Genomic DNA, 25449 nt, shown 5'->3' with positions numbered 1-25449 from the left:
TTATGCGTCTGGGATTTCTGGGATCGGGCAACATGGCCACCGCGTTGGCGCGAGGCATCGGTGAACCGGTGCTGACCTTCGACCCGGTCGCCGAGCGCGCCCAGGCGCTGGCTGAGATCACCGGCGGCGAGGCCGTCGCCGACGCACGGACGTTGGCCGACCGCGCCGATGTCGTCGTGCTCGGGCACAAGCCGGGGCAGCTCGCCGAGGCGGCCGTCGACGTCGGTGCCGCCAAGGCCGTCGTCTCGATCCTCGGTGGCGTCGAGACCGGCGCCCTTCGCGCCGCCTACCCCGACCGTCCCGTGATCCGGCTGATGCCGAACACGCCGGCCGGGGTCGGGAAGGGCGTGATCGCCGTCGCGATCGAGCCCGGGGGCACTCCCGAGGCCGATCTCGAGGTCCGCTCCGCGGTGCTCGAGCTGCTGCGTCGCTGCGCGACCGTGGTCGAGCTGCCGGAGTCCCAGATGCCGGCCGCGACCGCGATCTTCGGAGTGCTGCCCGCCTACGTCGCCCTGGTCGCCGAGGCGATCGTCGACGCGGCGGTCCGCCACGGCATGCCGCCGGCCGAAGCCGGTCGGATGGCCGCCGCCGGGATCGAGGGCTCGGCCGCGCTGCTCCGTGAGCAGGGCCACGACACCCTCGCCGTCCGTCGCGCGGTCACCTCCCCGGGTGGCTCGACCGCCCGCGGTCTCCGCGCCCTCGATCGCGGCGGGGTCCGCGAGGCGTTCCAGGACGCCTTCGACGCCGTCGTGGACGTCGCATGACCTCGCTCGCCGCGACGGTCGTGCTCGCGTCCGCCCGGACCCAGGTGGCGGACTTCCTGGAGGCGTTGATCGACGTCTACATGATCCTGATCATCGCCTACATCCTGGTCTCGCTCCTGCAGTCGGCCTCGATCCGGATCCCGTACAACCGATTCACGACCGCCGTGATCAAGTTCCTCGGCGACGCGGTCGAGCCGTACCTCGCGGTCTTCCGGCGGTTCATCCCGCCGCTCGGCGCGTTCGACCTCTCGCCGCTCGTCGGCATCCTCGTCCTGCAGTTCGTCGGCCAGCTGGTGGTGCGCCTTGTCGCGGGATGAGCAGCGGGCGGGCCGACTGGCCACCCGACGGGTCGCGGCGGTCGCGATCGCCGTCCTGATCGTCGACCAGCTGACCAAGCGGCTGGCGGTCGAGGCGGTCTCCAACGGGCGCAGCGAGAGCTTCCTGCCGCTGATCGACCTGGTCCACGTGCGCAACGAAGGCGTCGCCTTCTCCAGCTTCGCGGGGAAGCCGTGGATCGTCGGGCTGCTGGTGCTGGCCGCGCTCGTCGCCCTGACCGTCTGGTTCGTCCGGAACCGGACCGTGCCGCTCGCCTGGTTGGCCGCGGGCATGCTCGCGGGCGGTGCGCTCGGCAACGTCCTCGACCGGGTGGTCGAGGGCGCGGTGATCGACTTCCTGAAGCCGCCCAACTGGCCGGCCTTCAACCTCGCCGACGCGTCGATCGTGCTCGGGATGATCCTGCTGGTCGTCGTCGTCGAGCTCGACCACCGTCGGACGACGGCGGCGGCGCGGGCGGCGGACCAACGCCCCCAGCGCGGATGAGCGTCGAACGGTTGGTCGTCAGCGAGGACCAGGACGGCGCACGGCTGGACGTCGTGCTGGCCGAGGTCTGTGGCTCCCGGGCCCGCGCCCAGCGGGCGATCGCGGCGGGAGCGGTGAAGGTCGACGGGCATCCGGCCCAGAAGCGCCTGGCGCTCCGTGCCGGTCAGGACCTGACCGTCGACCTCGGCTCGCTGATCCGGACGGTCGAGACCGTCCGCCACGACGCCCCGTCGGTCGACGTCCTCTACGAGGACGAGCACCTGCTGGTCGTCGACAAGCCGGCCGGGCTGGTCGTCCATCCCGGTGCCGGCCACTACGGCCCGACGCTGGTCGACGCCGTCGCCAGCCGGATGGTCGCCGGGCTGCCGCCGGGCGGCAACGCCGAGCGGCCCGGGATCGTCCACCGACTCGACCGCGACACCTCCGGGCTGCTGCTGGTGGCGCTCAACGACGCGACCCACCGGGCGCTCCAGGAGGCGATCCGCGAGCGGACCGTCACCCGCGAGTACCTGGCCCTCGTCGACGGGCGACCCGACGCCCGCAGCGGCACGATCGACGCGCCGATCGGGCGTGATCGGCACCACCGCACCCGCCAGTCGATCGACACCGACAGTCCGCGCCGGGCGGTCACGCACTTCGTGATCGAGGAGGTGCTGCCGCGAACGACGCTCCTGCGGGTGACGCTCGAGACCGGTCGCACCCACCAGATCCGCGTCCACCTGCGCGAGATCGGGTTGCCGGTCGCGGGGGACCCCGAGTACGGCCGCCGCTCCGGCGTCCCCGGGGCGCCGCATCCGCTCGGGCTCGAGCGCCAGTTCCTGCACGCGGCGCGGCTCTCGTTGACCCACCCGATCAGCGGCGAGCCGCTCGAGGTCGAGTCGCCGCTTCCGGCGGACCTGGCCAGCGCGCTCGAGCGCGCGAAGGCCGGGAACTAGCCCGGGAGCAGGGCATCCATCCGGCCCCGCGCCGCGTGGTGCCCGCCGCTCTGGTTGAATCCTTGATGCGCGCGTCCGTCTGGATGTCGTGCGTCGTCCATCCATTCCTACCCCGCTGGGGTTCCCCCGAAGCGTCCCTGTCCGACACCGTCGGAAACGCGCTCCGGGTCCGGCGGGCCTGTCTTTCGTCGTTTCAAGGGAGTACCTCATGGCCGAAGTCGGCATCAAAGAACTGCTGCAGTCGGGCGTCCACTTCGGACACCAGACCCGTCGCTGGAACCCGCGCATGGCGCGGTTCATCCACGGCGAGCACTCCGGTGTCCACGTCATCGACCTGCTGCAGACGGTCGAGCTGCTCGCGAACGCCCAGGAGTTCGTCTCCGGGATCGCGCAGCGCGGCGGCACCGTCCTCTTCGTCGGCACCAAGCGCCAGGCGCAGGACTCGATCCGCGAGGCCGCCGAGGCCGCGCGTATGCCGTACGTCAACCAGCGTTGGTCCCCGGGCCTGCTGACCAACTTCCAGACGTCGAGCAAGCGGATCAAGACGCTCAACGACCTCGAGCGCCTCGAGGCCGAGGGCCAGCTCGACCTGCTGCCCTCGCAGGAGCGCATCACGCGCCGCAAGGAGCTCGCCAAGCTCCAGATCAACCTCGGTGGCGTGAAGGACCTGCGCCGCGCGCCGGACGCCGTCTTCGTGATCGACGTCAACAGCGAGAAGATCGCCGTCGAAGAGGCCACCAAGCTGCGGATCCCCGTGATCGCGCTGGTCGACACGAACGTCGATCCCGACGGCGTCGACTACCCGGTCCCGGGCAACGACGACTCGATCCGCTCCTGCGGCACGATCTCGCACGCGATCGGTGATGCGGCTGCCGGTGGCGCCGCCGCCTGGTACGAGGCCGAGGAGGCCCGTCGTACGCGTGAGTCGGCCGAGCGCGAGCAGCGCCAGGCCGTCGAGGCCGAGCAGCGCGAGGCTGAGGAGGCCCGTCGCCTCGAGGCCGAGGAGCAGAGCGCCGCCGCCGCCGCCGGCCAGGAGGCCGCTCAGCAGGCCGCCGACCAGGCTGCTGCCGACCAGGCCGCCGCCGCCGAGCAGGCCCCGACCACCGAGCCCGAGGCGCCCGCGGCGCCGCAGGGCTGAACCGAGAGCCCCGTATGAGCGACATCACGATCTCCGCCGCCGACGTCAAGGCGCTCCGCCAGCGCACCGGCGCGGGCATGATGGACTGCAAGAAGGCTCTGCAGGAGGCCGAGGGCGATTTCGACAAGGCCGTCGAGATCCTCCGCGTCAAGCTGGGCAACAAGGTCGGCAAGCTGGCCGACCGTGACGCCTCCGAGGGGACCGTCCAGGCCGCCTCGGTGGCCGACGGCCGCCGTGGCGCGCTGATCGAGGTCGACTGCAACACCGACTTCGTCGCCCGCAACGAGGACTTCATCGCGTTCGCGCGGGAGATCGCCGCCCACATCGCCGGAAACGGCGACGCGGGCGCGGTCGACACGGCTGCGCTGCTGGAGGAGACGCTGGCCGACGGCCGGACCGTCGAGGCCGCCCGCAGCGAGCTGTCGGCGACGATGGGCGAGAACGTCGTCATCCGTCGTGCCGACCGCTTCGTGGTCGAGGGCGAGGGCACCGTCGGCAGCTACATCCACGCGACCGGCAAGGTCGGCGTCGCGGTCCAGGTCGACGGCTCGGCCGACGCCCAGGCGCTCGACACGCTCGCCCGCGAGATCGCGCTGCACGTCGCGGCGATCCCCGCCACGAAGTACGTGTCGGAGGACGAGGTCCCGCAGGACGCGAAGGACGCCGAGCTGCGCGTCTACGCCCAGCAGGCCGAGGCCGAGGGCAAGCCGGAGCAGATCCGCGAGAAGATCGCCCACGGCAAGCTCGCCAAGTGGTTCAAGGAAGTCGCCCTGCTGCCGCAGGAGCACATCAACCCGGACAAGCACGACGGCAAGACGATCGACCAGCTGCGCAAGGCGGTCGGCGACGACGTCGTGGTCAAGCGGTTCGTTCGCTTCCAGGTCGGCGAGTAGGCTCCGGCTCACCAACCGACCAGGTCAGCTCCCTCGATGACGAAGACTCCAGCGGCGTTCCAGCGCGTTCTGATCAAGCTGTCCGGCGAGGCCTTGATGGGCTCGCGGGACTACGGCACCGATCCGGAGCGGCTGGCCGCCGTCGCGACCGCCATCAAGGGCGTCCATGATCTGGGCGTCCAGGTGGCGATCGTCGTCGGGGCGGGCAACATCTACCGCGGCATGGCCGGTGCCGCCGCGGGGATGGACCGCGCGACCGCTGACTACATGGGCATGCTGGCGACGGTGCTGAACGCACTGCCGCTGCAGGACGCCCTGGAGAAGCTCGGGGTCACGACGCGCACGCAGAGCGCGCTGACGATCACCGAGGTCGCCGAGCCGTACATCCGGCGCCGCGCCGAGCGGCATCTGGAGAAGGGCCGCGTCGTGATCTTCGCGGCCGGCACCGGCAATCCGTTCTTCACCACCGACACGGCCGCTGCGCTGCGGGCCGCCGAGGTCCACTGCGACGCGATCCTGATGGCGAAGAACGGCGTCGAGGGCGTCTACACCGCCGATCCGCGCACCGATCCCGCTGCCGAGCTGATCACCGAGATCACGCACATGGAAGCGATCGAACGGCGCCTGCGGGTGATGGATTCGACGGCCCTCACGCTCTGCATGGAGAACCGTCTCCCGATCCATGTGTTCAACATGGATGACGAGCGGAACATCGTCCGGATAGTCTCGGGCGAGCGCATCGGCACCCTGGTCCGCACTCCGGCGTGAGTTCGGGCTGCCGGCCGTGCCGGCCCTGACGCCGCCCACCACCGAAGAGGTCTTTTATGCCCGACGACTCGATGATCGACGAGCTGCTTGCTGACGCCAAGGAGCGGATGAAGAAGGCGGTCGAGCAGACCTCCAGCGAATTCGCGACGGTCCGCACCGGCCGCGCGAGCCCGAACCTGCTCGACCGGATCGTGGTCGACTACCACGGCGTTCCCACCGCGCTCCGGCAGCTGTCGACGATCGGCGCCCCGGAGGCCCGGCTGCTGACCGTGCAGCCGTACGACCCGTCCTCGATCAAGCAGATCGAGAAGGCGATCTCCGACGGCGACCTCGGCGTGACCCCGTCCAACGACGGCAAGACGATCCGCCTGGGCATCCCGGAGATGACCGAGGAGCGTCGCAAGGAGATGGTCAAGGTCGCCCGTTCGATCGGCGAGGAAGGCCGGATCCGCGTCCGCAACGTCCGTCGTGACGTGCTCGGCGACCTCCGCACCCTGAAGACCGACGGCGACATCGGCGCCGACGACGAGCACCGCGCCGAGGCCGAGCTGCAGAAGGTGACCGACGCCGCGATCGCGTCGCTCGACGCGGGCTTGAAGGCCAAGGAAGCGGACATCCTCGAGGTCTGAGCGGTGTCGGGAGCAGCCCCATCCGCGGACGCCTCCGGGCGTCCGCGTCACGTCGCGATCATCACCGACGGCAACGGCCGTTGGGCTCAGCGCCAGGGTCGGCCCGTGATCGACGGCCATCGGGCCGGCGCGGACGTCGTCCGCGCGCGGCTCCGTGACGCCGCCGAGCTCGGCGTCGAGGAGCTGACGGTGTTCTCGTTCTCGACCGAGAACTGGTCGCGTCCGGAGCCGGAGGTCCGTGGGCTGATGGCGATGTTCGGTGAGCGGATCGACCGTGAGACGCCCGAGCTGGTCGAGGAGGGCGCCCGGATGCGCTTCATCGGCCGCCGCGAGGGCGTCGACCCGGCGCTGGTCGAGAAGATGGACTGGGCGGAGGCCGAGACCGCCAAGGGCGACGCGATCACGCTGGTGGTCGCGTTCAACTACGGCGGTCGGGCCGAGATCCTCGACGCCGCGGAGCGCTACGAGGGCGGGGGCGAGGAGGCCTTCCGGTCGCTGCTCTACGGTCCCGACCTCCAGGATCCCGACCTGCTGATCCGGACCTCCGGCGAGCAGCGGATCAGCAACTACCTGCTGTGGCAGTGCGCCTACAGCGAGATCATCTTCGCGCCCGAGCTGTGGCCGGACTTCGACCGCGCCGCGTTCGAGCGCTGCCTCGACGACTACACGACCCGCCAGCGGCGCTTCGGGGGGCGGGAGGGCTGATGCCCATGCCCCGCCGGCGTCGCAATCGCACCGACGACTCCACGCCCGACGAGTCATCCCGCCGTCCGGGAGAGGATGATCTCTCCGTGACCGACGACGAACGCGATCCGATTCCGGCGGCGCCCCGAGGGCGTCGGCGCGAGGCCCGCTTCGAGCTGGAGTTCGGCGACTTCGAGCCCGCCGAGCGGACCAGCACCCGCACCGGGACCCGCGACGTGACGCGTGGCACCCGTGACGTGACCCGGACCGGGACCCGCGACGGCGGTCGCGTCCGCGGCACCACCAGCGGGACCTACGCCCCGGTCGACCCGCTGCCCGCGCGTCGCCGTCGGGCCGGGGAGCCGCTGCCGGCCGAGTCCGGCACCGACGACTCGAGCCTCGACGACCGTGAGCGGCGGGGCCGTCGCCGGACCTCCGAGAGCGAGCAGCGAGACAGCGAGCGGCAGCCGCCGCGCGACGCCGTCGAAGGCGAGATCGAGGCCCTCGAGCGGTTCGAGGACGCGATCGAGAGCGTCCGCTCGCCCTCCGACCGCGGCACCGGCAGCGACCTCGGCGCGCGCGTGCTGGTGGCGATCCCCGCCGCGATCGTGGCGATCTTCCTCGTCGCTCAGGGCGGCGCGATCTTCGCCGCCGGCGTGATCGCCTTCGGCGCGATCGGGATCTGGGAGCTGACGCGGATGTTCGCGCGCACCCGTCCGTCGCTGATCGCGGGCGGCATCGGCGTCGTCGCCGTGATCCTGGCCGCGGCGCTCAACGGTCGCGAGGCGATGCTGACCGCGGTCGTGCTGATGCTGCCGGTGGTCTTCCTGGCCGTCGCGCTCGCGCGGCCTCGCGGCGGGATGCCCGGCGTCGCCGTGACGATGCTCGGGATCACCTGGATCGGGCTGACGCTCGGCCACGCGGTGCTGCTGCGTGACGCCGACCACGGCGGCGGGATCCTCGTCAACGTGCTGATCGGGACCTTCCTCGGCGACACCGGCGCCTACCTCGGCGGCCGTCTGTTCGGCAGCCGCAAGCTGTGGCCGCGGGTCTCGCCGAACAAGACGATCGAGGGCCTGCTGATCGGCATGGTCACCGCCGTCGCCGCGACCTGGTTCGCCGGGCTCTACCAGGACTGGTTGAGCGGGGGACAGGCGCTGCTGCTCGGTCTCGCGGTGGCCGTCGCGGCCCCGCTTGGCGACCTCTTCGAGAGCTTCCTCAAGCGGGACGCCGGGACCAAGGACGCCGGGGGACTGTTCGGCGTCCACGGTGGCGTGCTCGACCGGCTCGACGCGGCGATGTTCGCCGTCGTCGCCGGGTTCTACGTCTGGCTCGCGATGGGTGGTGTGTAGATGTCCGAGCCCCGCAGGCTGCTGATCCTCGGTTCGACCGGCTCGATCGGGACCCAGGCCCTCGACGTCGTCACGACCGCTCCCGAGGGCACCTTCGAGGTCGTCGGGCTGGCGGCCGGCCGCCAGTGGCAGGCGGTCGTCGAGCAGGCCCGCGCCCACGGCGTCCGCCGGATCGCGATCGCCGACGCCGACGCCGCGGCCCAGGCGGCCGAGGCGTGGACCGACGGTGAGGTCCTCCAGGGCCCCGAGGGGCTGGTCCGGCTCGTGATCGAGTCCGGGGCCGACCTCGTCCTCAACGCGCTGGTCGGCGCCGCCGGCCTCGGGCCGACCGTGGCGACGCTGGGGGAGGGCATCGACCTCGCGCTGGCCAACAAGGAGTCGCTCGTCGTCGGTGGCGAGCTGGTGATGCAGCTGGCCGAGGCGACCGGCGCGCGGGTCCTGCCCGTCGACAGCGAGCATTCGGCGCTCTGGCAGCTGATCCACGCCGAGAGCGGCTCGCAGGGGCACCCGCGGCCGGGAACGATCGAGAAGCTGGTCCTGACCGCCTCCGGGGGGCCGTTCCGCGGCCGCACCCGCGAGCAGCTGGCCGACGTCGGCATCGAGCAGGCGCTCGACCACCCGACCTGGGCGATGGGCGGCAAGATCACCATCGACTCGGCGACCTTGATGAACAAGGGCCTCGAGGTGATCGAGGCCCACCACCTCTTCGGCACGCCCTACGAGCGGATCGACGTCGTCGTCCACCCGCAGTCGATCGTGCACTCGTACGTGACCCTCTGCGACGGCGCCGCGCTGGCCCACCTCGGCCACCCGGACATGCGGGCGCCGATCGCGTTCGCGCTCCACCACCCCGACCGGGTGCCGCTGACGATGCGGCCGCTGGACCTGGCCGAGGTCGGTTCGCTGACCTTCGAGCGGGCCGACGAAGAGGCGTTCCGCTGCCTGCACCTGGCGCGCGAGGCGGGCAAGGCAGGCGGGACGGCGCCGTGCGTGCTGAACGCCGCCAACGAGGTCGCGGTCCACGCGTTCCTCGCGGGGCGGATCGGCTTCCTCGAGATCGCCGCGATCGTCGAGTCCACGCTCGACACGCTCGGGTCCGGCCCGGTGCGGGCCTTCGAGACCCTCTACGCCGCCGACCGCGACGCCCGCGACCACGCGCGCGGCCTGGTCGAGGCCGCCGACTGACCGCCGCTCCGTCGGGCGGCTGGTGACGGCCGCGGGCTGACCCCGCCTCGGCGGGCGGGTCGGCGTCACCATGGCGGCTCGAGGCCGGCGCCGACCGGTCTTCTGCCGACCGGTCGGCAGGTCGGTCGGCCGCGGTCGGGGGCCTTCAGCGTCCGCCAAGGCGCCTGTGCCACTCTTGTCGGCGTGTCTTGGCTGCTCGCCTTCATCGGTTTCGCCGTGCTCGTCGTCCTGCACGAACTGGGGCACTTCGCCGCAGCCAAGGCCGTCGGCATGCGCGTCGAGAAGTTCTCGCTGTTCTTCGGGCGCCCGCTGTGGAAGGTCCAGCGCGGGGAGACCCAGTACGGGATCGGCTGGATCCCCGCCGGCGGCTACGTGAAGATCAGCGGCATGGACCCGCGGGAGGAGCTGCCCGCCGAGGTCATGCCGCGGGCGTACTTCCGTCAGCCGGTCTGGAAGCGGATCGTGGTGATCGCGGCCGGTCCGCTGGTCAACATCGTGCTCGCGTTCGTGATCGTCTTCGGCGTCTACGCGGTCGACGGGATCCCGAGGATCGCGCCGGTCGTCGACCAGATCGTCAAGGGCAGCCCCGCCGACGGCAAGCTCCAGCTCGACGACAAGGTCGTCAGCATCGACGGCGTGCCCGGCTTCACGCCCGGCCTCAAGTTCGAGCAGGCGGCCGGCCGGCTCGAGCCGCTGCGCAACGCGATCTCGGGCCACACGTGCGCCGACGGCAGCACCAAGCCCGGATGCGTCGCCACCACGCCGGCCAAGATCACCGTCAACCGAGACGGACAGCTGAAGACCTACGAGATCGCCCCGCGCTTCGACGAGCAGGCGAAGCGGCCACTGCTCGGGATCACCTACGGCGCGACGACCTTCCCGGTCAGCCTCGGGACCGCCGCCGCCGAGACGCCGAGCTACATCTGGTTCGTCACCTCCCAGACCGCCCAGGCGATCGTCAAGATCTTCTACGACGCCCAGGCCCGCAAGGACATCGGCAGCATCGCCGGGGCCTACGACGCGACCCGTCGGACGATCGAGTTCAGCGCCAGCCGGGCGCTGATCCTGCTGGCGGTCGTGAGCCTGTCGCTGGCGATCATCAACCTCGCGCCGTTCCTGCCGCTCGACGGCGGCCACATCTTCTGGGCGCTGGCCGAGAAGATCCGGGGCAAGGCGATCCCGTTCGCCTGGTTGGAGCGAGCGAGCATCGTCGGGTTCATCCTCGTGATCGGGCTCTTCGCGCTCGGATTGACCAACGACATAGGCCGGTTCATGGACGGCGGGACGCAGGTCAGATAGACCGCGTCCACGTCGCGCGCGGTCGCGGCGTGCCCGGAACGGTCGGTCCGTCGGCCGATCGTCCGTCCTCAGCACGATTCAGTGGTCACGAAGAGGCCCCGCCTGTAGCCTGAGCGCGGATTGGCTGGCTGGCCAGTCCGAGCGGCGACGCGCCACCTTCGGGTGGTGGATCCAGGACGGCGACGGAAGAGGCAGCATGGGGACGACGGACGCAGTGGGAACGGTCACGACGATGCTCGACGCCTTCTGGCGGGGGCTCGACCGCTACCCGGACCAGGTGCTGGTCCGGACCAAGGACGACGAGATCGCCTGGACCTGGCGCGAGGTCGCCGAACGCTCGCGCCGGATCGCCGCCGGCCTGCGGGCGCTCGGGGTCAAGCGCGGGGATCCGGTCGGCCTGCTGCTCGGCAACCGGCCGGAGTTCTACCCGCTCGACCTCGGCGCGACGATCGTCGGCGGCGTCCCGGTCTCGCTCTACCAGACGTCCTCGCCCGAGCAGATCGCCTACATCGTCGGTGACGCCGGGATCGAGGTCCTGATCACCGAGGCCGCCTACCTCGACCGCGTACTGGCCGCGCGTGAGGGGCTGCCGAGCCTGCGGCACGTGGTCGTGATCGACGGCGACGCGCCGGAGGGCGTGATGACGCTCGAGGCGCTGGCGGCCGCCGGCGACGAGGACTTCGACGCCGAAGCCGAGTCCGCCGCGCTGACTCCCGACGACCTCCTGACGCTGATCTACACCTCGGGCACCACCGGTCCGCCGAAGGGGGTCGAGCTGACCCACCGCAACCTGGTCGCGGCGATGCGCTCGATCGGGGAGGTCGCCCACCTCAAGCCCGGCGGCCGCGTGATCTCGTGGCTGCCCGCGGCCCACATCGCCGAGCGCGGTGCCCACTACTACGCGCCGCTGCTGTTCGGACTCGAGATCACCACCTGCGCCGATCCGAAGCAGATCGCCGCGTACCTGCAGGCGGTCCACCCGACCTGGTTCTTCGCCGTCCCGCGGATCTGGGAGAAGCTGAAGGCCGGGCTCGAGGCGATGCTCGCCGGCCAGCCGGAGGAGCGGCGCGCGGCGGTCACGGGGGCGATCGAGGCGGCGACGCAGAAGGTCCGGCTGGAGCAGGCGGGGGAGCCGGTGCCGGAGGCGCTGGCCGCCGCGGTCGCGACCGCCGACGAGCAGATCTTCGCCCCGCTGCGGGCGATGCTCGGCCTCGACCAGGTCGAGTCGATCAACGTCGGGGCCGCCCCGACGCCGAAGTCGGTGATCGAGTTCTTCCACGCGCTCGGCCTGCCGGTCGCCGAGATCTGGGGGATGTCGGAGGGCTGCGCCTGCGGCGCCCTCAACCCGCCCGAGCGGATCAAGATCGGCAGCGTCGGTCCGGCCGTGCCCGGGACGGAGCTGAAGCTCGGCGAGGACGGGGAGGTCCTGCAGAAGGGGCCGACGCTGATGCGCGGCTACCGCAACCAGCCGCAGAAGACCGCCGAGTCCTACACCGACGACGGCTGGTTCCGAACCGGCGACATCGGCCGCTTCGACGACGACGGCTACCTCTACATCGTCGACCGCAAGAAGGAGCTGATCATCAGCGCCGGCGGCAAGAACATGTCGCCGGCCAACATCGAGGCCGCGATCAAGTCGGCGCACCCGCTGATCGGCCAGGTCTGCGCGATCGGCGACGCCCGGCCGTTCACGACCGCGCTGATCGTGCTCGACGCCGACTTCGCTCCGCCGTGGGCGGCGCAGCAGGGGATCGAGGTCCCGGAGGCCGCCGATGCGGCCCTGGCCGCGCTCGCCTCGCACCCCGCGGTGATCGCCGAGGTCCAGCGGGGCGTCGACGCCGGCAACGCGCGGCTCTCGCAGGTCGAGCAGGTCAAGCGCTTCACGATCATCCCCGGCGACTGGCTGCCGGGCGGCGACGAGCTGACCCCGACGATGAAGCTCAAGCGGAAGCCGATCGGCGCCAAGTACGACGCCGAGATCGAGGCGCTCTACGGCTGATTCCCGCGGCGCAAGATGGGTACGAGAGCGTGACCCGATCCCCCGGACGACGACCGCGGTCGTCCGTCTGGCGGGTGTGAGAGCTTCCCCCCATCCAAGCCGGACGGCGTACTCCTCGTCGTCCGGCGTTCTCGTCCCGGAGCTGTTCCCCCATGGCCGCCAGCACCGCAGATATTCCCGCCCGACCAGGCGAGGAGCCACAGCTCAAGCGGGCGATCTCCCGCAACATGCTGTTGCTGTTCGTGATCGGCGACGTCGTCGGCGGCGGCATCTACACGCTGGTCGGGAAGATCGGGGGCGAGGTCGGCGGGCTGGTCTGGCTGCCGATGGGCATCGCCCTCGGCCTGGCGCTGCTGACGGCGACCGCCTACGCCGAGCTGGTCACGAAGTACCCGCAGGCCGCGGGTGCCGCGCTCTACGTCAACAAGGCGTTCCGGCGCCCGTTCTTCACCTTCATGGTGGCGTTCGCGGTGATGTGCTCGGGCATCGCCTCGGCCGCGACCCTCGCCCGCGGGGTCGCCGGCACCTACCTGCCGCAGCTGATCGGCGGGATCGACGGGGCGACGACGGTCAAGCTGATCGGCGTCGGCTTCCTCCTGGTCGTCGCCGCGATCAACTTCCGGGGCATCAGCGAGTCGGTCAAGCTCAACGTCGTCCTGACGCTGATCGAGCTCGGCGGCCTGATCCTGATCATCGTGATCGGGGCCGCGGCGCTGATCGACGGCACCGGCGACGTGAGCAACGCGTTCACCACCCGCGGCGAGGACGTCGACCTGCTGCCGGCGACGATCACGGCGACGGCGCTGGCCTTCTACGCGCTGATCGGCTTCGAGGACTCGGTCAACGTCGCCGAGGAGGCGGAGAACCCGCGCCGCGACTACCCACGCGCGCTGTTCGGCGGGATCGCGGTCGCCGGTGTCGTCTACCTGGTGATCGGCGTGCTCGCCCCGGCGGTCCTGAACACCGAGCAGCTGCTCAGCACCGACGACGTCGACAACCCGCTGATCGAGATCTCCCAGCTCGGGCCGCTCTCGGTCCCGGTCAAGCTGTTCGCGGTGATCGGCGTGCTGGCGCTCGCCAACGGCGCGCTGATCAACATGATCATGGCCTCGCGGCTGACCTACGGGATGTCGCGGCAGGGGATCATCCCGCGGCTCTTCAGCACGGTCCACCGGACCCGTCAGACGCCGCTGACGGCGATCGTCTTCACCACCGGCCTGGCGATCGTGCTGCTGGCGGTGACCAAGGACCTGACGGACCTCTCGAACACCACGACGTCACTGCTGCTGGGCGTCTTCTTCTTCGTCAACATCAGCGTGCTGGTGCTGCGGCGTGACCCGGTCGGCCACGACCACTTCGTCGCGCCGAGCGTGCTGCCGGCGATCGGGGCGGTCGTCTCGATCGGGCTGCTGATCTACCGGATCGTCAACGACCCCAGCCAGATCGTCTTCGCCGGCGGCCTGCTGTTGCTCGGCGTCGCGTTCTGGTTCGTCAGCTCGGCGACCAAGAAGCGGACCGACCAGGACGGCACCGAGTTCGACACCGGACTGATCGAGAAGATCGAGAATCCCGACGACCTGAAGTAGCTAGTGGGCTGGGCGGACGGCGATCCAGCTCTTGGTGAGCGGGCCGAGCCGCTCGGCGACGAGCTCGCTGCCGGGAAACAGCGAGCGGACCTCGCCGCGGCGGAGCAGGTGGACGTCCTCCCAGTGGCCCTGGGCCCCGAGCCGCCAGTAGGGGCGGCGGGCCGGCACCGGCAACCAGTGCGCGAACGGGAGCAGCGCGTGCGGCTCGATCGGGAACGAGTGGGCGGGCGTCTGGACGTAGAGCCCGCGCCCGACCCGCAGCAGCTCGCGGGCGAACGCGGCCCGCAGGTGCGGCGGGATGTGCTCGACGACCGAGCTGGAGTAGACGAGGTCGAACGAGCCGTCGTCGAACGGCAAGCGGACGGTCGCGTCGGCCTGCACGAACGGACCCGGGTAGCTCGGACGGGCGGTCAGGTCGACGCCGGTGATGTCGAGGTCCGGCTCCTGGGCCCGGAGCCCGAGGGTGCCGCAGCCGACGTCGAGGATCCGGTCGCCGGGCCGGATCCCGGTCAGGGCGAACAGCTGGCCGTGGCGTCGGGCGCGCAGCCGGGCGGCGAGCGGGCCGGCGATCCGGGCGAGCGGGCCGCGGGCGGTGGCGTAGACGTCGGACGGCGGCGGCACGACCGGGAAGGGTAGTCGGCGGTCGAGCCCGGGGGCGCCGAACGCCCCGCCGTCGGGCGCAGGGCCCCGATCGGGCGGGGCGGGGGAAGGGCCGCGGTCCGGGAGGACCCGCAGGCCGGAACCGCCTGGACGTGCGGCGAACGGCGTCCCGTTCGACCGCTCTTGTGAGGTTCACCGCAGAGTGCGTCTGTCGGGGGCTGGGCCGCGTACAATCGGTCCGTGTCCTCCAAGCGTCAGATCCGCGTCGGTGACGTCCTCATCGGTGGTGGAGCCCCGGTTGCCGTCCAGACGATGACCAAGACGGAGACGGCCAACCTGCCGGAGACGATGGCCCAGATCCATCGGGTCGCCGAGGCGGGGGCCGACCTCGTCCGCGTGGCCGTGCCCCGCAACGAGGACGTTGAGGCGCTGAAGACGATCGTCGCCCAGTCGCCGATTCCGATCATCGCCGACATCCACTTCAACCACACGCTCGCGATCAAGGCGATCGAGGCGGGTGCCCACTGCATCCGCCTGAACCCGGGCAACATCGGCGGGCCGGAGAAGGTCGCCGAGGTCGTCGCCGTCGCCAAGCGCCACGACGTGCCGATCCGGGTCGGGGTGAACTCGGGCTCGCTGCCCAAGCACCTGCGCGACATGGAGTTCACCGACCCGGTCGGCGCGCTGGTCGCGGCGGCCGAGGAGACCGTCGCGTTGATGGAGTCGCTCGACTTCGGCGACTTCAAGGTCTCGATGAAGTCGACCTCGGTCCCGAACACGATCGCGTCGAACCGCCTGCTCGCGCAGCGGATCCCGTACCCGCTGCACCTCGGCGTGACCGAGGCCGGCACCAAGTGGACCGGCTCGCTGAAGAGCGCCGTCGGACTCGGCACGCTGCTCGCCGACGACATCGGCGACACGGTCCGGATCAGCCTCTCGACCTTCCACGCGGAGGAGGAGGTCAAGGTCGCCTGGGAGATCCTCAAGGCGCTGAAGCTGCGCGAGAAGGGCCCGGTCCTGATCGCCTGCCCGACCTGCGGCCGGCTCCAGTTCGACATGGACTCCGTCGTGCAGGAGGTCGAGCAGCGCCTCACCGCGTACGACGACCCGATCGAGGTCTCCGTGCTCGGCTGCGCCGTCAACGGGATCGGCGAGGCCCGCCACGCGGACTTCGGGATCACCGGCGCCAAGGACGCGGGGATGATCTTCTCCAAGGGCGAGCCGCTGAAGAAGGTGCCGACCGCCGACCTGGTCGACGAGCTCTTCAAGGAGATCGACCGCTACTACGCCTCGGGCAAGCAGATCGTCCGCGACGAGCGTGAGGCCGCCGAGGCGACCGAGTGGCTGCACCAGAACGAGGACCTCTCGGCGATGACGCCGGAGCGCCTGGCCCAGATGGAGAAGGACAAGCTCCGTGAGGAGCAGGACCGGATGGCGGCCGAGGCCGAGGCCAAGCCGTTCGTCGACGAGACCAGCTCGCCGACCGCGGGCCGCCGCTTCAGCCGCACGAGCTGAGGCGGGCGGCCCGCCGCGCGCTAGAGCTTGCGCAGGCTCGTGGTCGCGCTGGTCTGCTCCTGGCCGCTGACCGGATCGGTGAAGACGAACCGGTAGCGGGCCGAGCTGGACTGCGGCACGCGGACCTGGAACATGCCGTTGGCGTTGGTCGTGACCGTCTTGTAGTCGCGGAAGCCGGAGCCGCTCTTGCGCTGGAGGCGGATCTTGGTCTTCGTGCTGACGGGTCGCGCCTGGCCCCAGACCGACGCGCTCTTCGCCGTCCGCCAGCCGAAGATCGGGCGATCGAAGACGGCCGCCAGCGGCTTCGGCTTGCCGTCGATGAAGTAGAGGCCGGACTGCCAGCGGTTGCCGCCCGCCTCGTCGCCGGTCTTGGTCGTCTCGTCGAACCACTCGTACTGGGTCAGCATCTGGACCCGCGGGTTGCGGGCCGCGACCGCCCAGCCCCACTGCGACCAGGCGGCCGCCTTGGTCAGCGAGACCGTGCCGCCGGTGGTGTCGGGCGGGTTGGTCTCGTAGGCGTACTCGTCGAGCCAGAGCGGCAGCTTCGACGCGCCCTTGACCTTGATCCGCCCGGCCTTGGCGAGCTTGTCGAGCACCGCCGTCAGCCGCGGCAGGTCAGCCATCCGCGCGTTGTTCGTGATCTCGTCCTTCTTGCCCGGCGAGTTCTGGAGCGAGTGGGGGTGGTACGAGAGCGCTTCGGCGCTCAGCGGCTTGAAGACCTTGCAGCTGCCGGTCTTGATCGGCTTGTACTTGCTGTCGACGCAGGCCATCGCCCGCAGGAAGCTCAGCGGCTGCGAGGTCGTGTTGGCGCCGGTGACGGCCTCGGTGCCCTTCGACGAGGTGCCGCCGATCGCTACCCGCGCGACCGGGTCGTTCTCGTGGATCGCCGTGTAGCCGGCCTCCGCGAGCAGCCGGTACTGGTGCGGCGAGGCGGGGGTGCAGTTGCTGGCGCTCGTGCAACCCCACTGCGGACGCAGCCAGGTGGCGAGGTTCGGCTCGTTCCAGATGATGTAGCGGTCGACGCGCTCGGCGACGTGCTTGGCGACGGCGGCCGCGAACCGGCCGAACTTGGCCGGGTCCGGCTTGTAGAGGCCGTTGCCGCGGGCCGGCTCCTGCGATCCCCAGACCGGTCCGGCGCCGGTGACGACGAGCGTGATGCCCATGCCGTGCTTGCGGACGAGGTCGATCTTGGCGTCGAGGCCGGAGAAGTCGTAGGACGCCGGGTCGGTCGGGTCGAAGCTCTCCGGCATCTTGCGCTTGTCGAGGATCGCCGCGGGCACCAGCTTGTTCCACTGGGCGAACATCCGCACGTCCTGGACGCCAGACGCCTTCCACTTGGCGACCGTCTGGTCCTGCCCGCCCGGCACCCCGCTCGGCACGTCGGTGCCGTTGGCCAACGCGTTGTTGAGCACGTTCTCGTCCGCGATGCCCGTGAGCATCGTGCTCGACGCGGAGGCACCGATCGGGAGGGCCAGCGTGGCGAACACAGCGGCCGCGAGGGCCACACGGGTACGTCGGAAGGTCATCGGAACGGGGTCTCCTGGTAGAGGGGGCCGCGAACCGGCAGGTCAGCCTGGGGCGGGTACAGCGCCCGGCCGGAGCAGCGAGATCAGGGGTAGGAACCCACGACGGCCGCGAAGGTTGCGGTGTCGCCGGCGGAACGGGGCCGGCCGCAGGGCCGGCCCGTCGCGTCGAGGTCCCGGGGCGCGATCGGCACCGGGACCACGACCCGTGGTGTTAGGCGTTGAAGCGTCCGGCGACGACGGTCCAGTCGACGACGGTCCAGAACGCCTTGAGGTAGGCGGGGCGCTTGTTCTGGTACTGCAGGTAGTAGGCGTGCTCCCAGACGTCGTTGCCCAGCAGCGGCGTCTTGCCGTCGGCCAGCGGCGTGTCCTGGTTCGGGGTGGAGACGATCTCCAGCCCACCCGAGGCGTTCTTCACCAGCCAGGCCCAGCCGGAGCCGAAGCGCGCCACGCCGGCGGCCTCGAACTGGTCCTTGAACGCGTCGAACGAGCCGAAGGCAGCGTCGATCGCGGCAGCCAGCTCACCGGACGGTGCCTGGACGCCGCCGCCCTGGAGCGACTCCCAGAAGAGGCTGTGGTTGTAGTGGCCGCCGCCGTTGTTGCGGACGGGGCCCTGCTTGTCGGCGGGGAGCTTGTCGAGGTTGGAGACGATCTCCTCGATCGACTTCTCGGCCCACTCGGTGCCGTCGACGGCAGCGTTGAGCTTGTCGACGTAGGCCTGGTGGTGCTTGTCGTGATGGATCTCCATCGTCTGCGCATCGATGGTCGGCTCGAGCGCATCGAAGGCGTACGGCAGCGGGGGCACGGTGAAGGCCATGGAGGTCTCCTCAGGAGAGTTCGGGAACGGAACGGGGCCGGCGGGCGAACGACAGCGCGAACGACACCAGCACCACAGAACCTACAGGGGCGACCCGCCGTGGCCAGCCCGCGCGCGGGAGGGCGCGCGGAACACGAAGGCTGGCCCAGATCCGGAGAACCGAGCCCGTCGACTAGATTTGTCGGCGATGACGCGCCTGTCCCAGCTGCTGTTGCCCACCGAGCGCCAGGCGCCCGGCGACGCCGAGGCGGTGTCGCACCAGCTGATGGTCCGCGCCGGACTCGTCCGGCAGATGGGCGCCGGGCTCTGGAGCTGGCTACCGGCCGGCTGGCGTGCGCACCAGAAGGTCGTCGCGATCATCCGCGAGGAGATGGAGCGGATCGGCTCGCAGGAGACCCTGATGCCGCTGCTCCAGCCCGCCGAGCTGTGGAAGCGGACCGGCCGCTACGACGCGATCGGCGCCGAGCTGTTCCGGCTCAACGATCGCCGCGACGCCGACATGGTCCTCGCGATGACGCACGAGGAGGCGATGACGAACCACGTCGCCCAGGTCGTGCGCAGCTACCGCGACCTGCCCTTCAGCCTCTTCCAGTTCCAGCTCAAGGAGCGCGACGAGGCCCGCCCGCGTGCGGGCGTGCTGCGGACCCGCGAGTTCGTGATGAAGGACGCCTACACCTTCGATCGCGATGAGGCCGGGCTGCAGGCGCACTACGAGAAGTTCCGCGAGGCCTACCGCCTGATCTACGACCGCAGCGGCCTGCGCTGGTACGAGGTCGAGTCGGACACCGGGATGATGGGCGGCAAGCGCGCCCACGAGTACATGGCCCCGTGCGCCGCCGGCGAGGACGACGTGGTGCTCGCCGACGGCGGCGCGACCTACGCCGCCAACCTCGAGGTCGCGAGCGCCGACGCCCAGGCGGCCACGCTTCCCGCCGCCGGCGACGCGCCGACGGTCATCGAGACCCCGGACACGCGCACGATCGCGACGCTTGCCGCGCAGCTCGGTCGCCCGGCCGGTGCGCTGCTCAAGGCCTTCCCGGTCGTGGTCACGTCGGCCCCGGAGGTCGCGGCCCGCGGCGCGGCCGTCGAGCCGGCGCCCGGGCGGCTGGTGCTGGTGCTGCTGCGCGGCGACCACGAGGTCGGCGAGGTCAAGCTGGCCAAGCTGCTCGGCGGGACGGTCCGCCAGGCGAGCGAGGAGGAGATCCGCGACCAGATCGGGCCGCCCGGCTACCTCGGCCCGATCGGCAACGACGTCGACGTGCTGCTCGACGCGGCGGTCGTGGCCACCAGCGAGGCCAACCCCGGCGGCGGCTGGGTCGTCGGCGCCAACGCGGTCGACCAGCACCTCGACGGCGTCGTGCCCGGCCGCGACTTCGCCTACGAGGTCGGCGACGTGCGCGAGGTGGTCGCGGGCGACACGGTCGACGGGGTCCCGGTCACGATCGAGCCGGCGATCGAGGTCGGCAACATCTTCCAGCTGATGACCCGCTACTCGAAGCCGCTCGGGGCGAGCTTCCTCGACGAGGACGGCAACGAGAACGACATCGTCATGGGCTCCTACGGCATCGGCCCCGCCCGTATCGTCGCCGCCGCCGTCGAGCAGTTCCACGACGACCGCGGGATCGCCTGGCCGAAGGCGATCGCCCCGTTCGAGATCGAGGTCGTCGCGCTCGGCAAGCCGGAGACCGACGAGCAGGTCGCCGCCGCCAAGATCTACGACGAGCTGCGCGCCGCCGGGTTCGACGTCTTGCTCGATGACCGCGCCGGTGGCGCCGGCCAGAAGCTGACCGACGCCGAGCTGCTTGGCGCGCCGCTGCGGATCACCGTCGGCAAGCGCTCGCTGGCCGAGGGCCGGGTCGAGGTCCAGGTCCGCCGCGGCCAGGAGACGATCGAGGACGGGCTGCCGATCGACGGCCTGACCGACGCGATCAAGGACCTCTGGGAGCGAGTGCCCTGAGCCCTCCGACCGGCGATCGGCCGGAAGCGGGCGAGGAGGGGGAGGGTCGGGACGGCCGCGAGGCCGGCCGGTCCCAACGGGGACGGACCCGGGAGCGCGCCGAACGCGCCCGCGACCGGACCCGCGAGCGTTCGGACCAGGTGCGGGAACGGGCGCGCGAGCGGACCGAGGCCGTGCGCGACCGCACGCGCGAGCAGACCGAGCGCGCCCGGATGACGGTCTACCGGCTGTTCGGCATCGACCGTTCAGGTCCGCCACCGGTCGAGACCCTGCCCGGCGAGCCGTTGCGGGTCTGGACGATCCCGAACGTGGTCGGCATGGTCCGGCTCGCCGCGATCCCCGTCTTCCTGGTGGTGGCGCTCGGCAGCGACACCGGCACCCACGTGGTCTCGGCCGTGCTCTTCGCGGTGATCGCCGGGACCGACTACCTCGACGGCTTCCTCGCCCGGGCGACCGGGCAGTACAGCCGCTTCGGTGCGCTGCTCGATCCGGTCACCGACCGCTCGCTCGTGCTGGCGGGCGGGATCGTCTGCTGGTACTTCGACCTGTTGCCGCGCTGGGCGCTCGCGATCCTCGTCGCGCGCGAGGTCTACCTGCTGGTCGCGGGCCGGATGGCGCTGAACAAGGGCCTCCGGCTGCAGATCAACTGGTGGGGCCGTCTGGCCGTATGGCCGACCATGGGCGCGCTCTTCGCGGCGCTGGTCGGCGTCGGCGAGCCGGCCCGGATCGCGCTGGTCGTCGGGGTCGCGATGTCCCTGGTAGCCGCGGTCCTCTACACCCGCGACGCCCGCCGCGCGCTCCGCGGGCGGGCGCTGGGCGGCGGCGGCGACCACGACTGATCACGACCCTCAACCGGAGGTCGAGAGGTCAGCGGTTACCGCTGGTATGCTCGCTTCGGCGGTCCCCTCTAGGAGCCCGGTACTTATGGACGACACCTTCCCCGATCTCGGCAGCCTCCCGGACGAGGAGCTCAAGGCGATGATCGATCGCTTGACCGCGGAGGAGACCGAGGTCAGCTATCGCCGCCGGATCCTGCACGGCCAGATCGACATCCTGCGGGCCGAGCTGGTCAGCCGCCTGCGGCGCCGCCACCAGGAGGGCGAGGCCGTCATCCACGGCTCCGACGTCGACCGCCTGACCGAGATCCTGGCCGGCCGCGCTGCCGGGCTGCGCGTCGTCCCCGATCCGGGGGCCGACGACCAGGTCGGGCACGGGGGCACGACGACCTGATGGCGGTGCACTGCCCGGAGTGCGGCTTCGTCGCGGGGACGGCCGCGAACTTCTGTCCCAAGTGTGGTGCCTACCTCGCCGACATCGGCGGTGGTGACGCCGAGCCGACGACCGCGACCTATCACCTCGAGGAGCCGGGCGACGCTGCGTCGGTCGACCTCGGCGCGATGCGCAAGGCCGGAGGCGCGGCGCTCGTCGTGCGGGCCGGCGGCGGACGCGAAGGCGAGAGCCTGCCGCTCGAGGGCGAGCGCGTGACGATCGGGCGTCGTCCCGAGAGCACGCTGTTCCTCGACGACGTGACCGTCTCACGCGATCACGCCCTGATCGTGGCGCGCGGCGACGGCTGGCACATCGACGATCTCGGTTCGCTCAACGGGACCTACGTCAACCGTGGCCGGATCGACAGCACGCTGCTGCAGGACGGCGACGAAGTCCAGGTCGGAAAGTTCAAGCTGACCTTCCTCGGCCGCTGACCAACCGATGGCCGAGCAGCAGCCCAGCGGGCAGGACGAGGACGGCGGGGCGAGCGGGCCGAGCTCGTCGACGGGACCCGCGGCCGTCGCGTCCACGCCGCCGGCCGGACGCAGCGGTCGCCCGCTGACGATCGGCCAGGTCTGCAAGCTGCTCGTCGGCGAGTTCCCCGACATCTCGATCTCCAAGATCCGCTACCTGGAGGAGCAGAAGCTGCTCCAGCCCCGGCGGACGACCGGCGGCTACCGCCTCTTCAGCAGCGAGGACGTCGATCGCCTACGGACGATCCTGCGGCTCCAGCGCGACGAGTTCCTGCCGTTGCGGGTGATCCGCCAGGAGCTGGCGGCCGGACGCGGACAGGACACCCCGCGGGTCGTCGGTGCCCAGGCCGGGACGGCGGGCGCCGTCGAACCGGCCGCCGACGGCCTCGGCCACCGGGCCGCCGCACTCGCGATCCGCGGTGGCGGTGGGGCGATCCACACGCTCGAGCAGCTCTGCGAGGACACCCGGGCGAGCGCGGCGCTGGTCAAGGAGCTGCGCGACTACGGCGTGATCCAGGGCACGACCCGCGACGGCGCGATCCTGTTCGACGACGACGAGCGCGAGATCGTGCGGGCCGCGGTCGAGCTGGCGCGCTACGGCGTCGGCGGCCGCCACCTGCGGGTGCTGCGCAGCTCGGCGGACCGTGAGGGAGCGCTGCTCGAGCAGCTGCTCGGGCCGGCGCTGCGTTCCCGCAGCTCGGAACGCCGCGGGGAAGCGGTCGAGGCGCTGGAGACGCTGGCCGCGACCACGATGCGGCTCAAGCACCTGCTCCTGATCCGCGATCTGCGACGCTTGGTGTCGTGACGCCCACCGCCCCCGATGACGTCGACCTGCGGGCCCACGTCGTCGACATCCCGGACCATCCGTCGCCCGGAATCGTCTTCCACGACATCACCCCGGTGCTCGCCGATCCGGCCGCCCTGGGCGCGTGCGTCGACCGGCTGACGGCGGTCACCCGCGAGCTCGGCGTCGAGCGCGTGATCGGGGCCGAGGCCCGCGGCTTCCTGCTGGGACCGGCGCTCGCCCGCGAGCTCGGCGCCGGCTTCATCCTCGCGCGCAAGCCGGGCAAGCTCCCGCGGAGCACGCTCTCGGTCTCCTACGACCTCGAGTACGGCACCGACCAGCTCGAGGTCCACGACGATCTGCTGCCCGCGGGCACGCGGGTCCTCGTCCACGACGACCTGCTGGCCACCGGCGGGACCGCCCAGGCGCTCTGCCGTCTGGTCGAGCAGCTGGGTGGCGAGGTCGTCGCCTGCTCGTTCCTGGCCGAGCTGACGTTCCTCGGTGGGCGGGCGGCGTTGAGCCCGCACGAGATCCATTCGCTGATCCGCTACGACAGCTGAGGCACGCCGATGGCGACGAAGAAGGCCGACGGAACCGCGACCAAGGTGGTCGACGCCTCCCCGGAGGAGCTGTGGCGCCTGGTCTCGGAGGGCAGCAGGCTGGTCGCCTGGTGGCCACGAGCCGAACGCGCGGAGGACGTCCAGGGCGGACGCTTCACGCTGGTCCTCCACAGCTCGCGGGGGGTGCCGATCCGGACGGACTGGCGGGTCGCGGCCTCCCGCCGCGAGCAGTTGCAGCGGTGGGAGCAGGAGCTGGCCGGGACCCCGTTCGCGAAGGCGCTCAAGCGCAGTGCGGTCGAGATCCGGCTGGAGGCGACCGACGACGGCCGCTGCCGCACGACCGTCTCGGTCGAGCGCGAGCTGGTTCCCCGCGGCTTCCTCGCCGGGCTGCTCGGCCGACGCGCGTCGCGCCGCCAGGCGAGCGACGCCCTGGCACGCCTGAGCCGGGTCGCGACGGCCACGGCCGCCGCGACCCGCTGACGTACCGGAACGGGAGCGTCTCACGGTCGGCCGCGGCCGACTGACGCGGGGACGGCCTGCGGCGGCCTCGTCCGCCGCAGCCCGTTGGAGCCGAAACGGGCGCGGGGCCCCGCGCCCCGCTACTTCTCGAGCGACCCGCTGACGACCGTGGGGCCAGGGGTGGTGCTGTCGCCGGTCTCGCGCGTGATCCGCATCCGGGTGTAGCCGGTCGGGTTGATCACCGAGACGCCCTGGTCGGCCGAGGTCGGCGCCGCCAGCGGGAAGAAGGACTGCTTGATCTTGCCGTCGGCAGCGATCGTCTTCTGGGTCTTGTTGGACCCGTCGCTGAACCAGCCGAGGCGGATCGGCTTCTTGCCGCCGCCGTCGATCCAGACCGCGTAGAGCCGCGTCTTCGTCATCGGCGGGAAGCCCTCGCCCTGGAAGAGGATCCCGGGCACGCCGTCGACGGCGTTCGGCTGGCCGATGCCAATGGCCTTCGCGTACGGCGCCGTGGCGGTCTTCGGGGGAACGAAGTTGATCTGCGTGGGCAGGGAGGCGACGACCGCGGCGGCGCCGGCCGCGTCGGCGGGGGCGGTCGTGGTGGTCGGGGGAGCGCCGGCCTTGCTGCCGCCGCCGGTGTCGTCACCCCCGTCGAAGACGCCGGTGACCCACAACGCGACGACGACCACGACGAGCACGCCGAGCGTGGCCATGAGGCCGACGGCGACGCGCGGCAGTCGGTCGATCGAGGGCCGGTCCCCACGGTCGCGGCCGAGTGCGGCGAACGCCTGCCGGATGTCGTTGCCGTCGTCGGCGCTGTCGGTGGCCGAGCCGGTGGCGCTGTCGGCGTCGGAGCCGGTGTCGCTGGCGGCGTCGGTTCCGGCGGCGGACGGGGCGGCTGCGGTCGCGGGGGTGGCGGCTGCCGCCGGCGTCTGGCCGGCCGCGCTGGGGGTGGGGGCCCCGGTTGCCGCCGCGGCCGTCTGGCCCGGCACGGCCTGGACCGCGCGCAGCGGGGCGATCTCGGCCATGACCAGCCCGGCCCAGGTCCGCGCCGGCTCGTCGTCGGCGATCCAGCTCGCGGTCGCCTGACGCTCCTCGGGGCTCTCCTGATCGAGCAGGTGGTCGGCTATCCGGTCGCGATCCTCGAGGGCAAGTCCGTCGATGTCGTCGGGGACCAGCCCGTCGACGGCGTCGAGCGCCCGCTCGCGTACCTGTTGGGCAGTGAGACCGAGGACGTCGGCGATGCTCGCGTACGCCATTCCGCGGCGCAGCACGAGCTGCAGCACGGCCTGTTGGTCGGGGTGAAGATCCTGCAAACGGGCCATCGGCGCGCAAGCCTACCGAGGCGAAGGTTGGGAACGTGTAAGCGCGAATCCTCGCGGTCGGCCAAACCGGGCGAGGGTGGTCGGTCGGGGGCCCGGCGGGCCGCAACTCGTACGAT

The 25449-nt window shown here is 71.6% G+C and carries 26 protein-coding genes; 22 read left to right on the top strand and 4 right to left on the bottom strand.

Features of this window, described 5'->3' with window-relative positions; translation table 11 throughout:
- Window positions 1-2 precede the first annotated feature (2 nt).
- The 14 genes from proC to ACVUH9_RS06275 all read left to right on the top strand — a co-directional run bounded on the left by proC (window position 3) and on the right by ACVUH9_RS06275 (window position 14051).
- Entirely contained in the window at window positions 3-764 is a 762-nt protein-coding gene (gene proC, locus ACVUH9_RS06340; protein WP_475755037.1) for a pyrroline-5-carboxylate reductase, read from the top strand.
- Entirely contained in the window at window positions 761-1081 is a 321-nt protein-coding gene (locus ACVUH9_RS06335) for a YggT family protein (protein ID WP_475755035.1), read from the top strand. The genes proC and ACVUH9_RS06335 overlap by 4 nt, the downstream gene beginning before the upstream one ends.
- Window positions 1068-1583: a signal peptidase II gene (gene lspA, locus ACVUH9_RS06330; protein ID WP_475755033.1), complete on the top strand. Its 516-nt coding sequence runs from the start codon at window positions 1068-1070 to the stop codon at window positions 1581-1583. Before ACVUH9_RS06335 ends, lspA begins: the two co-directional genes overlap by 14 nt.
- Window positions 1580-2518, top strand: a complete 939-nt coding sequence (locus ACVUH9_RS06325; protein WP_475755031.1) for an RluA family pseudouridine synthase — start codon at window positions 1580-1582, stop codon at window positions 2516-2518. The genes lspA and ACVUH9_RS06325 overlap by 4 nt, the downstream gene beginning before the upstream one ends.
- Window positions 2519-2726: 208 nt before the next feature.
- A complete protein-coding gene (rpsB, locus tag ACVUH9_RS06320) occupies window positions 2727-3656 on the top strand; it encodes a 30S ribosomal protein S2 (RefSeq protein ID WP_475755029.1) in 930 nt (309 codons plus the stop codon).
- A gap of 14 nt (window positions 3657-3670) precedes the next feature.
- A complete protein-coding gene (gene tsf / locus ACVUH9_RS06315; RefSeq protein ID WP_475755027.1) occupies window positions 3671-4549 on the top strand; it encodes a translation elongation factor Ts in 879 nt (292 codons plus the stop codon).
- 36 nt (window positions 4550-4585) lie between these two features.
- Entirely contained in the window at window positions 4586-5317 is a 732-nt protein-coding gene (pyrH, locus tag ACVUH9_RS06310; protein WP_475755026.1) for a UMP kinase, read from the top strand.
- 71 nt (window positions 5318-5388) lie between these two features.
- Complete coding sequence (gene frr, locus ACVUH9_RS06305) at window positions 5389-5946, top strand: ribosome recycling factor (protein ID WP_475755086.1); 558 nt, start codon at window positions 5389-5391, stop codon at window positions 5944-5946.
- A 3-nt stretch (window positions 5947-5949) separates the two neighbouring features.
- The gene (gene uppS, locus ACVUH9_RS06300; protein ID WP_475755024.1) at window positions 5950-6651 is read left to right on the top strand and encodes a polyprenyl diphosphate synthase; all 702 of its coding nucleotides are present in this window, start codon (window positions 5950-5952) and stop codon (window positions 6649-6651) included.
- Between the two features lie 86 nt (window positions 6652-6737).
- Window positions 6738-7982, top strand: coding sequence for a phosphatidate cytidylyltransferase (locus tag ACVUH9_RS06295; protein WP_475755021.1), 1245 nt, complete (start codon window positions 6738-6740; stop codon window positions 7980-7982).
- Window positions 7983-9167 carry a 1-deoxy-D-xylulose-5-phosphate reductoisomerase gene (gene dxr, locus ACVUH9_RS06290; protein WP_475755019.1) on the top strand — a complete coding sequence of 395 codons (1185 nt, stop codon included), beginning with the start codon at window positions 7983-7985 and terminating at the stop codon, window positions 9165-9167.
- A gap of 183 nt (window positions 9168-9350) precedes the next feature.
- Window positions 9351-10466, top strand: a complete 1116-nt coding sequence (locus tag ACVUH9_RS06285; protein ID WP_475755017.1) for a M50 family metallopeptidase — start codon at window positions 9351-9353, stop codon at window positions 10464-10466.
- A 196-nt stretch (window positions 10467-10662) separates the two neighbouring features.
- Window positions 10663-12465, top strand: a complete 1803-nt coding sequence (locus ACVUH9_RS06280) for an AMP-dependent synthetase/ligase (protein WP_475755015.1) — start codon at window positions 10663-10665, stop codon at window positions 12463-12465.
- Window positions 12466-12617: 152 nt separating this feature from the next.
- Window positions 12618-14051 carry an APC family permease gene (locus ACVUH9_RS06275; protein ID WP_475755013.1) on the top strand — a complete coding sequence of 478 codons (1434 nt, stop codon included), beginning with the start codon at window positions 12618-12620 and terminating at the stop codon, window positions 14049-14051.
- Here the strand turns inward: ACVUH9_RS06275 and ACVUH9_RS06270 are convergent, their stop codons facing one another.
- On the bottom strand, window positions 14052-14672 hold the full coding sequence (locus tag ACVUH9_RS06270) for a class I SAM-dependent methyltransferase (RefSeq protein WP_475755012.1): 621 nt from the start codon (window positions 14670-14672) through the stop codon (window positions 14052-14054).
- Window positions 14673-14891: 219 nt separating this feature from the next.
- Here ACVUH9_RS06270 and ispG point away from each other — a divergent pair, with 219 nt between their 5' ends.
- Window positions 14892-16166 (top strand): flavodoxin-dependent (E)-4-hydroxy-3-methylbut-2-enyl-diphosphate synthase, encoded by a 1275-nt coding sequence (gene ispG, locus ACVUH9_RS06265; RefSeq protein ID WP_475755010.1) that lies wholly within the window; start codon window positions 14892-14894, stop codon window positions 16164-16166.
- Between the two features lie 20 nt (window positions 16167-16186).
- Here ispG and ACVUH9_RS06260 read toward each other — a convergent pair whose 3' ends face one another.
- Window positions 16187-17692, bottom strand: coding sequence for a hypothetical protein (locus ACVUH9_RS06260; protein ID WP_475755008.1), 1506 nt, complete (start codon window positions 17690-17692; stop codon window positions 16187-16189).
- A 211-nt stretch (window positions 17693-17903) separates the two neighbouring features.
- A complete protein-coding gene (locus tag ACVUH9_RS06255; protein WP_475755006.1) occupies window positions 17904-18506 on the bottom strand; it encodes a superoxide dismutase in 603 nt (200 codons plus the stop codon).
- Between the two features lie 187 nt (window positions 18507-18693).
- Here ACVUH9_RS06255 and ACVUH9_RS06250 point away from each other — a divergent pair, with 187 nt between their 5' ends.
- The 7 genes from ACVUH9_RS06250 (at window position 18694) to ACVUH9_RS06220 (ending at window position 24029) form a co-directional block, all read left to right on the top strand.
- Window positions 18694-20463 carry a proline--tRNA ligase gene (locus ACVUH9_RS06250; protein WP_475755004.1) on the top strand — a complete coding sequence of 590 codons (1770 nt, stop codon included), beginning with the start codon at window positions 18694-18696 and terminating at the stop codon, window positions 20461-20463.
- 140 nt (window positions 20464-20603) lie between these two features.
- Window positions 20604-21302, top strand: coding sequence for a CDP-alcohol phosphatidyltransferase family protein (locus ACVUH9_RS06245; RefSeq protein ID WP_475755002.1), 699 nt, complete (start codon window positions 20604-20606; stop codon window positions 21300-21302).
- Window positions 21303-21387: 85 nt separating this feature from the next.
- Complete coding sequence (locus ACVUH9_RS06240) at window positions 21388-21693, top strand: RsiG family protein (protein WP_475755000.1); 306 nt, start codon at window positions 21388-21390, stop codon at window positions 21691-21693.
- Window positions 21693-22166, top strand: coding sequence for an FHA domain-containing protein (locus ACVUH9_RS06235; RefSeq protein ID WP_475754998.1), 474 nt, complete (start codon window positions 21693-21695; stop codon window positions 22164-22166). Before ACVUH9_RS06240 ends, ACVUH9_RS06235 begins: the two co-directional genes overlap by 1 nt.
- A 7-nt stretch (window positions 22167-22173) precedes the next feature.
- Window positions 22174-23010 carry a transcriptional regulator FtsR gene (gene ftsR / locus ACVUH9_RS06230; protein WP_475754996.1) on the top strand — a complete coding sequence of 279 codons (837 nt, stop codon included), beginning with the start codon at window positions 22174-22176 and terminating at the stop codon, window positions 23008-23010.
- Complete coding sequence (locus tag ACVUH9_RS06225; RefSeq protein ID WP_475754994.1) at window positions 23007-23549, top strand: adenine phosphoribosyltransferase; 543 nt, start codon at window positions 23007-23009, stop codon at window positions 23547-23549. The genes ftsR and ACVUH9_RS06225 overlap by 4 nt, the downstream gene beginning before the upstream one ends.
- Before the next feature lie 9 nt (window positions 23550-23558).
- Entirely contained in the window at window positions 23559-24029 is a 471-nt protein-coding gene (locus ACVUH9_RS06220) for an SRPBCC family protein (RefSeq protein ID WP_475754992.1), read from the top strand.
- 119 nt (window positions 24030-24148) lie between these two features.
- Here ACVUH9_RS06220 and ACVUH9_RS06215 read toward each other — a convergent pair whose 3' ends face one another.
- Entirely contained in the window at window positions 24149-25333 is a 1185-nt protein-coding gene (locus tag ACVUH9_RS06215) for a hypothetical protein (RefSeq protein WP_475754990.1), read from the bottom strand.
- Window positions 25334-25449: the final 116 nt, after the last annotated feature.

The sequence above is a fragment of the Patulibacter ginsengiterrae genome (assembly GCF_056269115.1).
This window is presented reverse-complemented; position numbering and strand designations above follow the sequence as displayed.

Excerpts from the sequence above, each read along its gene's own strand:
- proC (WP_475755037.1), top strand. The coding sequence starts at position 3 with ATGCGTCTGGGATTTCTGGGATCGGGCAACATGGCCACCGCGTTGGCG.
- ACVUH9_RS06335 (WP_475755035.1), top strand. The coding sequence starts at position 761 with ATGACCTCGCTCGCCGCGACGGTCGTGCTCGCGTCCGCCCGGACCCAG.
- ACVUH9_RS06325 (WP_475755031.1), top strand. The coding sequence starts at position 1,580 with ATGAGCGTCGAACGGTTGGTCGTCAGCGAGGACCAGGACGGCGCACGG.
- rpsB (WP_475755029.1), top strand. The coding sequence starts at position 2,727 with ATGGCCGAAGTCGGCATCAAAGAACTGCTGCAGTCGGGCGTCCACTTC.
- tsf (WP_475755027.1), top strand. The coding sequence starts at position 3,671 with ATGAGCGACATCACGATCTCCGCCGCCGACGTCAAGGCGCTCCGCCAG.
- pyrH (WP_475755026.1), top strand. The coding sequence starts at position 4,586 with ATGACGAAGACTCCAGCGGCGTTCCAGCGCGTTCTGATCAAGCTGTCC.
- frr (WP_475755086.1), top strand. The coding sequence starts at position 5,389 with ATGATCGACGAGCTGCTTGCTGACGCCAAGGAGCGGATGAAGAAGGCG.
- dxr (WP_475755019.1), top strand. The coding sequence starts at position 7,983 with ATGTCCGAGCCCCGCAGGCTGCTGATCCTCGGTTCGACCGGCTCGATC.
- ACVUH9_RS06280 (WP_475755015.1), top strand. The coding sequence starts at position 10,663 with ATGGGGACGACGGACGCAGTGGGAACGGTCACGACGATGCTCGACGCC.
- ACVUH9_RS06275 (WP_475755013.1), top strand. The coding sequence starts at position 12,618 with ATGGCCGCCAGCACCGCAGATATTCCCGCCCGACCAGGCGAGGAGCCA.
- ACVUH9_RS06260 (WP_475755008.1), bottom strand. The coding sequence starts at position 17,692 with ATGACCTTCCGACGTACCCGTGTGGCCCTCGCGGCCGCTGTGTTCGCC.
- ACVUH9_RS06255 (WP_475755006.1), bottom strand. The coding sequence starts at position 18,506 with ATGGCCTTCACCGTGCCCCCGCTGCCGTACGCCTTCGATGCGCTCGAG.
- ACVUH9_RS06250 (WP_475755004.1), top strand. The coding sequence starts at position 18,694 with ATGACGCGCCTGTCCCAGCTGCTGTTGCCCACCGAGCGCCAGGCGCCC.
- ACVUH9_RS06240 (WP_475755000.1), top strand. The coding sequence starts at position 21,388 with ATGGACGACACCTTCCCCGATCTCGGCAGCCTCCCGGACGAGGAGCTC.
- ACVUH9_RS06235 (WP_475754998.1), top strand. The coding sequence starts at position 21,693 with ATGGCGGTGCACTGCCCGGAGTGCGGCTTCGTCGCGGGGACGGCCGCG.
- ftsR (WP_475754996.1), top strand. The coding sequence starts at position 22,174 with ATGGCCGAGCAGCAGCCCAGCGGGCAGGACGAGGACGGCGGGGCGAGC.
- ACVUH9_RS06220 (WP_475754992.1), top strand. The coding sequence starts at position 23,559 with ATGGCGACGAAGAAGGCCGACGGAACCGCGACCAAGGTGGTCGACGCC.
- ACVUH9_RS06215 (WP_475754990.1), bottom strand. The coding sequence starts at position 25,333 with ATGGCCCGTTTGCAGGATCTTCACCCCGACCAACAGGCCGTGCTGCAG.